Origin of the sequence: Pseudomonas sp. H11T01, assembly GCF_048515765.1 — a bacterium.
Taxonomy (GTDB): domain Bacteria; phylum Pseudomonadota; class Gammaproteobacteria; order Pseudomonadales; family Pseudomonadaceae; genus Aquipseudomonas.
This window is the reverse complement of sequence record NZ_JBLYED010000012.1, coordinates 200,584-212,950: the sequence shown is the minus strand read 5'-3', so window position 1 is coordinate 212,950 and position 12,367 is coordinate 200,584. Positions and strand designations below refer to the sequence as shown.

Genomic DNA, 12,367 nt, shown 5'->3' with positions numbered 1-12,367 from the left:
TAGCCTGAGAGGCTTGTGGTGTATGGCCTGCGAGGAGATATCAACAGAGTTATGCACAGGCTGTTGCGCAACAAGTTGCGCAGTGCCGCCTTCCCTTGTAGTCGCATGAACTCACCTATTTGAGGTTGGCCGCTTACGTCGCAGGTCTAGGCTGGGAACAGCGTTCAACACTTTCAAGTGACCTAGTGAGGAATTCGCTTTGCTCCCAGCTGCGTGCTACTTTTGTTGCACTTATCGAGATATCGATATCAACCTTATTATGGATCGGAGTCCACTCATGTCCGTGACTTCTAAAATCCGCCGACAAGGCGGTGCTGCGGTGATGACCATCCCGCCGACTTTATTGAAACTGCTGCATCTGGAGGTGGGCGCGCAATTGGAGCTGAATGTGGTCGATGGCGAATTGATAGCTCGGCCAGTCGTAAAGCCAGTGCGCAAGCGCTATACCTTGGCTCAACTGCTGGAAGGGGCCGACGAAATCGCGGAGTTGAACGCTGAAACAGCTTGGGCTCGTGAAGGCGATCCAGTTGGCCGGGAGTTGGGCTGATGGTTCGTCGACAGGCCCCGCAACGAGGTGATGTTTACTGGATTGATCCGAACCCGGTGGCGGGTCGAGAGATGATGAACCGCCACCGGTTTGTTGTAATAACACCGCGAGAGATCAATGCCTTGGGAGTGAGCATGACCGTCCCGGTGACCAGCGGCGGCAGCTTTAGCCGAAACTCAGGTTTGGCGGTGGTTGTCACCGGGCACGAGACCAATGGCGTCGCGGTGTGTAATCAGGTGCGCAGTTTTGATATCGAGCAACGAGTCCGAGAGGGTTCTGCCAAGTTTATCGAACGTCTCGACGACGTGACGATGATGGATATCGTTTCACGAGTTGTCAGTGCAATTGACCCTCAAGATTGACCCATTCTCATGACGAACAACTGATCTCCAGATGCTTGCCCCACTCGGGCGGTCGTTCCGCATAACTCTCCATTCCCGGCTGTTCTTCGAACGGCTTGCTCAGTACCGCGTGCAGGCGACGAACCTCTGCATAGTCGCCGCTTTCTGCCGCATCGATGGCTTTTTGCGCCAGATAGTTGCGCAGGATATAGAGCGGGTTGACCGCGTGCATGCGGGTGCGGCGCTGTTCTTGATCCTCTGCGCCTTCTCGGGCAACACGGGCGGTGTAGCGCTCGGCCCAGGCATCGAAACCCTTGAGGTCGACGAAGTCGTCGCGCAGGCGGGCGACGGCCAACTCGGCGGACTCATCACCCAATCGACGGAAAAACAGGCTGTAGTCGACACTGCTGTTTTGCATCAACTGCAGCAAACCTTCGACAAGTTTCTGGTCGTCGTCTTCGGCGGTGGTCAGGCCGAGGCGGCGGCGCATCAGGTCAAGGTAGTGGGCCTGGTACAACGGGAAGTACAGGCCAAGGGTTTCGCGCAGGGCATCGACGCTGATGAACGGTGTCAGGGCCTGAGCCAGTGCACTGAGGTTCCACTGGCCGATGGGCACCTGATTGCTGAAGGAGTAGCGGCCTTGATCATCGGAATGGTTGCAGATGAAATTGGCGTCGAAGTCATCGAGAAAGGCAAACGGGCCGAAATCGAAGGTGATGCCGAGAATCGACATGTTGTCGGTGTTCATCACGCCGTGGCAGAAACCATAAGCCTGCCATTTGGCGATCAGCTCGGCGTTGCGCTCGACGATCTCGCGGAACATCGCCAGATACGGTTCGGGTTGTTCCAGACACTCTGGAAAATGCATCGCCAGCACGTGCTCGCCGAGCTGCTTCTGTTGTTCGGGTTTTTTGGTGTAGTAAAAATATTCGAAATGCCCAAAGCGCAGATGGCTTGGGGCCAGGCGCAGCACCATCGCTCCCCGTTCCTGCTTCTCGCGCCAGACAGGCGTGCTCGAGCCAATCACACACAGCGCACGCGTGGTGGGGATACCCAGCGCCTGCAGGGCTTCAGAAGCCAGAAACTCGCGGATTGATGAGCGCAGCACGGCCCGGCCATCGCCCATGCGCGAATACGGTGTCTGGCCGGCGCCCTTGAGGTGCAGGTCCCAATGCTCGCCCGCCTCGTTGTAGACCTCGCCCAGCAGCAGCCCGCGCCCGTCCCCCAGTTGTGGGTTGTAGGAGCCGAACTGATGCCCGGAATAAACCATCGCCCGAGGCTCGGCTTCGGCCCAGAGCTTATGCCCGCTGAACAGTTCGGCAAACACCGGTGTCTCGGCTACCGCCGGGTCAAGATCGAGCAGCGCCATGGCGGCGGGGCTGGCCACCACCAGCCGTGGATCGTTGATGGGCTCGGGCAGCACATTGGTTGAGAACGCGTCGCCCAGGCGGGCGAAGCGATTGTCGAAGGTCAGTTCGTCGAGGGCTTTCAACGGCCATCTCCAGCAGAATGTCCGAGCATTCTGCTAGGGATGGCGTGGTTAGTCGAGTTCAGCCGATGGCGGCTCTGGCGGCCGTTTGCCATCGGGCGCTGGAGCGATGGTTTTGGTTTCCGGTTTGATGGGCACCAGTTTGTACTCCTCACCGTGGAGGTTTTTCAGGTAGACCTCCATCTGCCGGAACGAAATGTTGATGTGGTGTTTCTTGAACTCGCGGTTGATGAAGCGGTTGATCTCATCGAGCGCCGGGTTACGGTCGCCGAGGTCGCGTACGTGAATACGCAGCTCGTGGTCGAGCGTGCTCTCGCCGAAATTCAGGAAGTACACCGACGGCGCGGGGTCCTTGAGCACGCGCGGGTTTTCATTGGCTGCCTTGAGCAGTAGCTCGCGGACCATATCAAGGTCAGAGCCGTAGTCGACGCCGAGCTTGAGGGTGACCCGAGTGATGGTGTCCGTCAGCGACCAGTTGATCAGTTGCCCGGTAATAAACGTCTTGTTCGGGACAATGATGTCCTTGCGGTCGAAGTCGGTGATCGTCGTGGCACGAATGCGGATCTTGCTCACCGTGCCGGACAGGTTGCCGATGGTGATGGTGTCGCCGATCCGTACCGGGCGCTCGAAGAGAATCATGATCCCCGAGATGAAGTTGGCGAAGATCTCCTGCATCCCGAAGCCCAGACCCACCGAGAGCGCCGCCACCAGCCATTGCAGTTTGTCCCAGCTCACGCCGAGTGTGGACAGCGTGGAGACGAAACCGATCCCGGCGATCACGTAGGACAGCAGCGTCGTGGTGGCGTAGGCGCTGCCCTGAGCCAGGTTGAGCTTAGATAACACCAAAACTTCCAATAGGCCGGGCAGGTTGCGCGCCAGGGCGAAGGTAATGCCGATGATGATGAGCGCCCCCACCAAGTCACCAATACTGATCGGCACCATGCTGATGTTGACGCCGGTACCGCTGGTGTATTCGTAGAGGGTAATGTTGTCCAGATACGAGAAGACCGTGATCAGGTCCGACCAGACCCAATACAGCGCGGCGATGAAACCACCGAGCAGCGCCAGACGGATCAAACGCATGGACTGTTCGTTGACCTGCTCGATATCCAGTGTGGGCTCTTCGACTACCGCTTCGCCATCACCGGCTTCCTTGGCCGCCTGGCGCTTGCTCAGCGCACGCTGATAGGCCAGACGTCGCGCCGCGACCCCCAGGCCACGGGCGAAAGTGGCTTCGATCACCAGCCAGAACATAAGCAGGTAAAGGGTGTTGATCAGTCGGTCGCTGAGTTTCAGCGCGGTGTAGTAATAGCCGAAGCACACAGCGATGAACAAGGCGATCGGCAAGGCAGTGAACAGCATCCCGACGGCTTTGCGAAATAGCGAAGCATCATGGTGTGTCGGACTACTGACGAGCAGGCGACTGAGCAACCAGGTCATCAAGGCGTAGCAGGTCAGGACCACGGGCATCCCGAGGACGTCATCGGCCAATGTCGCGGGTTGCAGCTCCGCGACGGCGACCACCGCCACCAGTGCCAACACCACCAGCCCGAGTCGGCGGACCCAGCCCTGGAGAAACTCGACCTGGCGTTTCTCCCAGCGAAAATGCAGCTCGGCTACACCGCCCGGCGCGAGGATCCGGTAGGCGGTGTAGAACACCAGCCAGGCCTGGGAAATTTGCAGCAGCGCCGCGCCCAAGTTGGTGTTCTGTCCTCGGGCATCGATCTGCAAGGCGAAGCCGCACAAGGCCAATGCCAGGGAAACCGGCATCGCCAGGAGGATGTTGATCAGAATCGCCTGCGGCGTATGCCATTGGCTGTCGCGCTTGAAATGGCCGATGTCCTGGTGAACCTTGTTCAGCCGGGCATAGAGGTACTTGCGTCTCCACAGCAAGGCGCCGATGAGGAACGCCAGCGGCAAGAACAGTAGAGGGCGCTGGGTCAGGCCGTCGGCCAGCTCGCTCAGGCTGGACGCCCATGGCAGCGTGGTGACCTGTCTTTCCAGCCGGTCGGGCACCGCCCGTATCCATTCGAAGTCCAGAGGCTTGTTGCTGGGAATCCAGAACATCTGTTCGTCGAGGGTTGCACGCAGGCTTTGCGCGGTGCTGAGCAGCTGTTTCTGATTCAGTTGCAGGGTGATGGACTCGTTGAGCACGGCGCTCAGTTCGCGGTTCAGCCGTTCCAGCAGATCGGCGCGAGTGATCGCCAGTTCGAGCAGATTTTTGCGCAACTGTGGTGTGACTTGCTCCGGCGGCTGGGTTGCCAGCAGGGTATCGACATAGCTGCTCGGGCTGCTGAGCAGTTCTCGTTGCTGGCTGACCTCGAACTGGTACAAGCGAATGTCGGCGATCTGGTCGGCCAGATTACGGTCGAGCTTAAGGCGTGGCAGGGATAGTTTCTGTTTGTAGAGAATCTTGGAGAGCAGCAGGCTGCCCTTGAGCACATTGATCTGCTCGTCCAGGGCTGCGTCGCTTTGGGTCACGCTGTCCAACTGCTGCTTGGTCTGCAGGTTTTGCTGGGTGACTTCATTGAGACGGTCTGTGCTTTTAAGCAGGTAGTCGGACAGTTTCAGATTGGCTGCGCTTTCGGTGGCGAGCAGGCTGCTGCCACCGGATTTTTGCGCTTCGATCGACTGTTGGGTCACCGTCTCCTGGGATTGGGCCAGGCGCTTCTGGTTGATCAGGGTTTGCAGGTCCTGGATTTCCTGCTCCATGCGCGCGGTTTTTTCCATGAGCAAGTCGTGCTGACTGTTGCCCAGATCTTGCAGTTGGCTGTTACCCGCCAGTTCCTGACGGCGTAACGGAATCAATGCATTGAGCGCGGCCAGTTCGGCATTGAGCAGGTCGCGCTGTTCGGCGCTCAGTGGCTTGCCGTTGTCCCTGCCGAGTTTCAGGATGCCGTTGATTTGCTGGATGCGCGTCTGGCTGCTGCTTATCTCGGCCTGAGCCCGTTCCGGACGGGTCTGGGCGGTGATGATCAGGCTGTTGGCCTCGGCCAGGGCTTTCTGCAAATCGCCCTGTTGAGTGCTGCGTTCGGTCAATAACTGCTCGAGTTGCGGGACTGGCAGGTTGGCATAACGTTGCGCTACAGGTACCACCTTGGTGGCCTTGAGACGCACCAGTTCGCGTTGGTTTTCGGTGTTCTGGCGTGGTGCGGTGCCCAGTTGCTGTTTGAGGTTGGTCAGTTTCTGTTCGTAATCCTGCTTGTTGGCCAGCTGGGTCAACGTCTGCTGCAGAATCGCTTGCAGGGCTTTTTGGTCAGCCTCAGGCAGTTTGCGAGCAGCAATTTTGTCCAGGCTCTGCTGGACCGACTCACTGGAAGGCAGATCAGCTGCTTGCAGCGCGCCGACAGAAAGACTCAGCCCAAGCAGGACAATAGCGAAATAAGTGCGCAGGGTTGACATAGATACCGGTCGAAACAGTGGAAAGTGGGAGCAGTTTAGAGGAACAACCCGGGACCTGGGCGACTTCCTTCGGGGAATCTGACGCCCACTTTGCCAATCTTGTTCCCGTCCATCACGGCAACTGTCCAGATGGTGTTGTTCCACTCCACCTGGTCACCGACTACTGGCGCACCGCCCACTTTATAGGTAATGAAGCGGCTCAGCGGCATGTCTGGATCAAGGCCGTCCAGTTGCAGCCCGTACAACGCCGAAACCGCACCCAGCTGGGCGTCGCCTTCGAGTACGAAGTCGCCGAAGAAGCGCAAATCCAGACCCCGTTGTGGTGCCTGGCTGAACAGTTTTCCGAGGGCTGGAAGGTTGTGTTCATGGCCGATTACGCAGAGCAAATCGTCGACTTCGAGCACCGTGCTACCCGACGGATGGAGCAGTTGCTGGCCCCGAAACAGTGCCGCGATGCGGGTGCCTTCGGGCATTTTCAGCTCACGCAGTGCCGCACCGATGCACCATTTTTCCGCACCGAGGCGGTAGACGAACAGCTCCCACTCACTGGTGACATGCACTTCGAGCGCCGCTCGGGAGATTGGCGCAGGCTCCGGCGGTACTGTGACTTTCAGCAGTTTGGCGACCCACGGCAGGCTGGTGCCTTGCACCAGCAGTGAGACCAATACGATAAAGAACGCGAGGTTGAAGTAGAGCTGAGCATGGGGCAGCCCGGCCATCAGCGGGAACACCGCGAGAATGATCGGGACCGCTCCGCGTAGCCCGACCCAGGCGATAAAGGCCTTCTCGCGACCATGGAAGGCCTTGAACGGCAGCAAGCCGGCCACCACCGAGAGTGGGCGGGCAAACAGGATCATCCACAGCGCCAGGCCCAGGGCCGGCAGGGCGATCGGCAACAAATCGTGGGGGGTGACCAGCAGGCCCAGCACCAGGAACATGCCGATCTGTGCCAGCCAGGCCATGCCGTCGAGCATGTGCAGAATGCCGTGACGACTGCGCACCGGGCGGTTGCCGATCACCAGCCCACACAGGTACACCGCGAGGAAGCCGCTGCCGTGCAGGGCGTTGGTCAGGGCGAAAACGACGAGGCCGCCACTGATCACCAGAATAGGGTAAAGGCCGGAGGCCAGCTTGATCCGGTTGACCAATTGCAGCATCAGCCAGCCGCCGCCCAGGCCGATGATGCCGCCGATACCGAATTCGCGGATCAGGTGAACCAGAAGATTCCAGTGCAGACCGGTCTCGCCGCTGGCGAGCATGTCGATCAGGGTCACGGTGAGGAACACCGCCATCGGATCGTTGCTGCCGGATTCGATCTCGAGACTGGCGGTAACCCGTTCGTTCAGACCTTTGCCGCCCAGCAGCGAGAACACCGCCGCGGCGTCGGTTGAGCCGACGATGGCGCCGATCAGCAGGCCTTGAATGAGGTTCAGGTCGAACAGCCATGCGGCCGCCATGCCGGTCAGGCCGGTGGTGATCAGCACACCGATCGTGGCCAGCGAGAGTGCCGGCCATAACGCCACGCGGAAACTCGCGACCCGTGTGCGCAGGCCGCCGTCGAGCAGGATCACCGCAAGGGCGAGGTTGCCGACCAGATACGCTGTGGGGTAGTTATCGAAGATGATCCCGCCGCCGTCAACGCCAGCGGCCATGCCCACGGCCAGGATGATCACCAGAATCGGGATACCAAGGCGGGACGAAAGAGAACTCACCAGAATGCTCGCACCTACCAGCAACGCGCCGATCAAGAACAGGCTGTTGATGGTCGTCGCATTCAATGGCAGTACTCCAGAAGCAGAAAGGCGGGCACAAACTGACCATGCAGTCTGCGTGCCATCGATTCTAACCTGTTGAAATGTGATGCTGTCAAAAAGCTTTTAGAGGGTGAGGTCGAGATCTTCGCTTGGCTTGAAGCCCACCCCTCACCCCAGCCCTCTCCCCATGGGGGAGAGGGGGGAAAGGGAGCCGATTTGTATGGTTTTCAAAACCTCCATTCAACTCGATATCCCAGGTCGCAGGATCTCGAGAGAAACTCACGGTCAGCTCCCTCTCCCCCGTGGGGAGAGGGTTGGGGTGAGGGGTGGTCCTGAAGGGCGCCGCTACTTACAGGCTAAACCGCCCAACCATAGTGTTCAGGTCCACAGCCAAACGCGACAGCTCATTGCTCGCGGCGCTGGTCTGGTTGGCGCCGGTGGCCGATTGCACCGACAGGTCGCGAATGTTCACCAGGTTGCGGTCGACTTCACGGGCGACCTGCGCCTGTTCTTCGGCGGCGCTGGCGATGACCAGGTTGCGTTCGTTGATTTCGACGATGGCGCTGTTGATGGTGTCCAGCGACAGGCCAGCGCCCTTGGCGATGTTCAGCGTCGATTCGGCGCGCTCGGTGCTGTTGCGCATCGAGTTGACGGCGTGTTCGGTGCCGCTCTGGATGCTGCCGATCATGCGTTCGATTTCGCTGGTGGACTGCTGGGTGCGGTGCGCCAGGGCGCGAACTTCATCCGCCACTACAGCAAAACCACGACCCGCTTCACCGGCGCGCGCCGCTTCAATCGCGGCGTTCAGCGCCAGCAGGTTGGTCTGGTCGGCCAGGCCACGAATCACGTCCAGCACTTTGCCGATGTCCCGCGATTCTTCCGCCAGGTTGCCAATCAGCGTTGCGGTGCTCTGCACGTCACCGCTCATGCGTTCGATGGCGCTGACGGTTTCCTGTACCAGATCGCGGCCATCGCCGGCAGAGGTGGTAGCGTTTTTCGAGGCTTCGGAGGTGCTCACCGCATTGCGCGCGACTTCTTCCACGGCACTGGTCATTTCATTGACTGCGGTGGCAGCCTGTTCGATTTCGTTGTTCTGCTGAGTCAGTCCACGGGCGCTTTCGTCGGTGACGCTGTTCAATTCTTCAGCAGCAGACGCCAACTGCGTGGCAGAACCGGAAATCCGTTGCAGGGTGTCGCGCAGTTTTTCCTGCATCTTCGACATGGCCAGCAACAGACGGCCCGCTTCGTCGCTGCCATCGACCTTGATCGGCCGGGTCAGATTGCCTTCGGCGATTTCTTCGGCAGCGCTCAAAGCATTGGCGATCGGTTGGGTAATGCTGTTGGTCAGTAACCAGGCGAACAGCAAAGTCAGGCCGGTAGCGATGACCAGCAGTGCGACCACCAGATCGAACGCGGAGGAGTACTGATCGGCGGCCTGCTGATTGGTGTCGACGGTCTGCTGTGTGTTGATTTCGAGCAGGCGGTTCAGCACGGTGTTAATCGCTTCGGAGTTGGTCAGCAATTCGCTGTTCAGCAATGCGCGCAATTCGTCGACCTGGTTATTACGCGACAGCGTCTTCATCCGGTCTTCAATCTGGCGGTATTGACCCAGCAATTGCACGTACTGGTCGTAGGCCGCGCGTTCCTGCGGGCTGCTGATCAGCTTTTCATAGACGCTCTGTGCGGCACGGATCTGCTGGTTGCGGGTGTCGAGCAGTTCCATGGTCTTTTGCTGGACATCGGGTTCGCGGTTGACCAGTAGACGGTAGGACAGTACCCGCAGGCGCAGGCTGAGTTGAGTGAACTCATCGAGACTCTTGATGCTCGGTACGCTGTTCAGGGTGATGTCTTCAGCAGCCCCGCGGATCTTGCTCATCTGATTCAAGGCAAATACACCCAGAATCAACATCAGGCTGCCGATCAAGGCAAAGCTAAGGAACGCCCGCGGTGCGATGTTCATATTACGAAGGGACATTAGTGGTCACCGAAAAGAGCGCATCCATGCGGGAGCTGAGACTGGGTATAGGTGACCTATCGGTCATAAGACTAAAGTCTTGAGCTCCTGTGCGATTTTGTCGCAGGTTAGGCGCTGCGACGAATCATCAGGAACCAGATGGACAAATCGCAGTCTTTAAAACTCGCAAGCAAGGTTGTCGCCAGGAAAATCAAGGCGTCCGGCCCGGATAACCCTGGCATCCATGATGACTTTTCTTTATCGTACGCGCCCTTTGAAAATGCCTGAGAAATCAAAATGTTGGAAGCATCCCTAAGCCAATTGGAACAGCTGGTCAGTGAGCTGGTGCAACAGAACCAGGATCTGCTCGGCACAAACCAAACCCTGAGCGCAGAACTGGCCCAGGCCAAGGATGAAAACGAAAGCCTGCAACTGAGCCTGATGGAGCAGGAAGAAAAGCAGGGCGCCACCGCCGCGCGCATTCAAGCCCTGGTTGAGCGTGTCAGCGCAGGTCCTGTGAGCGCATGAGAAACGGCGCCGACGGGATAAAAGTCGTCTCGATTCTCGGGGAGGACTATTCGATCAAGGCTCCGGCCGGGGAAGAGCAGACCCTGCTGGACGCCGCTTTAATGCTGAAGGCCGCTCTGGCCAACACCAAAAAGAAATACCCGACTCTGATTGGAGACAAACTGTTGGTGCTGGCGGCGATGAATCTGTGCTCGCAGCAGATCGACATGCAGAAACGGCACAAGCAGGAACTCGACCGTTACCAAGAGCAAGTCAGCGCCACGGTTGAAGTGATTTCACGGACGATCGGCCAAGCCTGATCGAATTGAACACAACCAAAGAATAAGCTGTCGAACAAACTGTTTTGTGGTTTGTATACAATCGGCATGGCTGTTGCAGTGTTTCAGCCTCTTATTCTTTGGGGGTGCTCCATGCAGTTCTGGCGACGCAGTATTCAATGGCAGTTGATCCTGAGTATGGGCACCGCCCTGCTGGTCAGTATTCTGATCGTGGTTGGCATTTATACCCTGGTGGTCAACCGCCTGGCCCAGAGCTATTTGGTGGAGAAGGCGCTGCCCTCCAGCATCGAAGCGATGCGCAATGACATCGAACGGATTCTGGTCCAGCCGCTGACCGCCGCCAAAGACATCGCCAGCAACAGCATGGTGCGCGAATGGCTGGCCGGGGGCGAAAACAGCGCCCAGACCAACAGTTTCATCAGCTACCTGGAAAGTATCCGCTCCGAGCACAAAGCCTTTACCGCGCTGATCGCCGGCTCCGAGTCGAGCCACTACTACACCGAAAAAGGCCTTGATCGGACCCTGAGCCGATCCACTCTAACCGACGCCTGGTTCTACTCCTTCCTGGACAGCAATCAGCCGCGCACCCTGAACATCGACAAAGACACCCGCACCGGAGAGTTGGCGCTGTTTATCGACCTCAAGGTCGAGGAGGGCGGCAAAGTCCTGGGCGTTGCCGGGCTGGGCCTGAGCATGCGCGAGCTGTCGGAGTTGATTCACAACTTCAGCTTCGGTGAGCGCGGCAAGGTCTATCTGGTGCGTTCCGACGGTTTGATCCAGGTGCATCCAGACGCTGAATTGAGCAACAAACGCCAATTGGCCGAGCAGATCGGTGGTCCGGCAGCGCAGGCGGTGATGGGGCATCAGGGGCTGATCAGCAGCAGTTTCGTCCGTGATGGCGAAGACTTCCTGGCCCTGAGCCTCCCGTTGCGGGATTTGGGCTGGACCCTGGTGGCCGAAGTGCCGCAATCGCAGATCTACTCCGAGGCCCGGCAGGCGATGTGGATGACCAGCGCCATCGGTTTGGGCGTGGCTCTGGTTTGCCTGTTGTTAGTGGTGTTGCTGGCGCGTGGACTGGTGCGGCCAATCCGTCAGGTAACAGCGGCATTGGTGGCGATTGGTAGCGGTGGTGGCGATTTGACCCACAGGTTAGATTCTTCACGAGCCGATGAGCTGGGTGATCTGGCGCGCGGCTTCAATCGTTTCCTCGACAGTCAGCGTGAGATGATCGGCGAAGTCCTGGCCACCAGTGAGCGTTTACGTACCGCCGTCGGGCAGGTCGTGTTGGTGGTGGATAACACCGCCGAACGCTCCGGCCGGCAGCAGGAAATGACCGACATGGTCGCCACTGCCGTGCATGAGATGGGCCTCACCGTGCAGGAAATCGCGCAAAACGCCGGCCATGCCGCCGTCGCCTCGCAAACCGCTCGCGATGAAGCTTTGCAGGCGCGGGAAGCGGTCGGTGGGTCGATCCGCCATATCGAAAGCATGTCCGATGAAATTGGCATCGCCGCCGGTGCGGTGGGCGAGTTGGCAACTCAGGTGGCCTCTATCGATCAGGTGTTGGCGGTGATTCGAGGCATTTCCGAGCAGACCAATCTACTGGCGTTGAATGCGGCGATTGAAGCGGCGCGAGCAGGGGATATGGGCCGAGGATTTGCGGTGGTTGCCGATGAAGTGCGGACTCTGGCGCGCAGGACCCAGTCGTCCACCGATGAAATCCAGCAGATGATCCAGAGCCTCAAACAGGGCGCGGAAAATGCCGTGTCGTCGATGCATTCGGGGCAAGCAGCGACGGGGACTGGTGTCGAATCCAGCCAACGTACTGGGGCTTCGCTGACGGCGATCACCGGGCAAGTCGAGCGCATCAGCGACATGAATCACCAAGTGGCGACCGCCACCGAAGAGCAGTCGGCGGTGACTGAAGAGATCAATCGTAACGTGCAAGGCATCTCGGATCTGGCCCGGGCGACTGCCGCTGAAGTGCGGGCGTGTCGTGAGGATTGCCAGACGTTGCAGCGGTTGGCCGATGATTTGGCGCGGCAGATGGGTGGGTTCAGGTTGAGCTGATAAA

At 59.0% G+C, this 12,367-nt stretch carries 8 protein-coding genes and 3 pseudogenes; 6 read left to right on the top strand and 5 right to left on the bottom strand.

Going from position 1 to position 12,367, the window contains the following annotated elements; all coding sequences use genetic code 11:
• Positions 1-277: 277 nt before the first annotated feature.
• Both ACN1C3_RS18005 and ACN1C3_RS18000 read left to right on the top strand, forming a co-directional pair.
• Entirely contained in the window at positions 278-547 is a 270-nt protein-coding gene (locus tag ACN1C3_RS18005) for an AbrB/MazE/SpoVT family DNA-binding domain-containing protein (protein ID WP_419117123.1), read from the top strand.
• Positions 547-909 carry a type II toxin-antitoxin system PemK/MazF family toxin gene (locus tag ACN1C3_RS18000; protein ID WP_419117122.1) on the top strand — a complete coding sequence of 121 codons (363 nt, stop codon included), beginning with the start codon at positions 547-549 and terminating at the stop codon, positions 907-909. Before ACN1C3_RS18005 ends, ACN1C3_RS18000 begins: the two co-directional genes overlap by 1 nt.
• Positions 910-916: 7 nt before the next feature.
• Here the strand turns inward: ACN1C3_RS18000 and selO are convergent, their stop codons facing one another.
• The 5 genes and pseudogenes from selO to ACN1C3_RS17975 all read right to left on the bottom strand — a co-directional run.
• Positions 917-2,380 (bottom strand): protein adenylyltransferase SelO, encoded by a 1,464-nt coding sequence (gene selO / locus ACN1C3_RS17995; protein WP_419117121.1) that lies wholly within the window; start codon positions 2,378-2,380, stop codon positions 917-919.
• Between the two features lie 48 nt (positions 2,381-2,428).
• Positions 2,429-5,779: a mechanosensitive channel MscK gene (gene mscK / locus ACN1C3_RS17990; protein WP_419117120.1), complete on the bottom strand. Its 3,351-nt coding sequence runs from the start codon at positions 5,777-5,779 to the stop codon at positions 2,429-2,431.
• 35 nt (positions 5,780-5,814) lie between these two features.
• A complete protein-coding gene (locus ACN1C3_RS17985) occupies positions 5,815-7,557 on the bottom strand; it encodes a potassium/proton antiporter (protein ID WP_419117119.1) in 1,743 nt (580 codons plus the stop codon).
• A gap of 325 nt (positions 7,558-7,882) precedes the next feature.
• A pseudogene (locus ACN1C3_RS17980) lies at positions 7,883-8,482 on the bottom strand (methyl-accepting chemotaxis protein); the annotation flags it as partial.
• Between the two features lie 303 nt (positions 8,483-8,785).
• Positions 8,786-9,442, bottom strand: a pseudogene (locus tag ACN1C3_RS17975) (MCP four helix bundle domain-containing protein); the annotation flags it as partial.
• Positions 9,443-9,784: 342 nt separating this feature from the next.
• On the opposite strand from ACN1C3_RS17975, the gene ACN1C3_RS17970 reads away from it, so the two are divergent.
• The 4 genes and pseudogenes from ACN1C3_RS17970 to ACN1C3_RS17955 all read left to right on the top strand — a co-directional run bounded on the left by ACN1C3_RS17970 (position 9,785) and on the right by ACN1C3_RS17955 (position 12,363).
• On the top strand, positions 9,785-10,015 hold the full coding sequence (locus tag ACN1C3_RS17970; RefSeq protein WP_419117118.1) for a hypothetical protein: 231 nt from the start codon (positions 9,785-9,787) through the stop codon (positions 10,013-10,015).
• Complete coding sequence (locus ACN1C3_RS17965; RefSeq protein ID WP_419117117.1) at positions 10,012-10,314, top strand: cell division protein ZapA; 303 nt, start codon at positions 10,012-10,014, stop codon at positions 10,312-10,314. The genes ACN1C3_RS17970 and ACN1C3_RS17965 overlap by 4 nt, the downstream gene beginning before the upstream one ends.
• A gap of 66 nt (positions 10,315-10,380) precedes the next feature.
• A pseudogene (locus tag ACN1C3_RS17960) lies at positions 10,381-11,499 on the top strand (cache domain-containing protein); the annotation flags it as partial.
• 18 nt (positions 11,500-11,517) lie between these two features.
• The gene (locus ACN1C3_RS17955) at positions 11,518-12,363 is read left to right on the top strand and encodes a methyl-accepting chemotaxis protein (RefSeq protein WP_419117151.1); all 846 of its coding nucleotides are present in this window, start codon (positions 11,518-11,520) and stop codon (positions 12,361-12,363) included.
• The last annotated feature ends 4 nt before the right edge of the window (positions 12,364-12,367 follow it).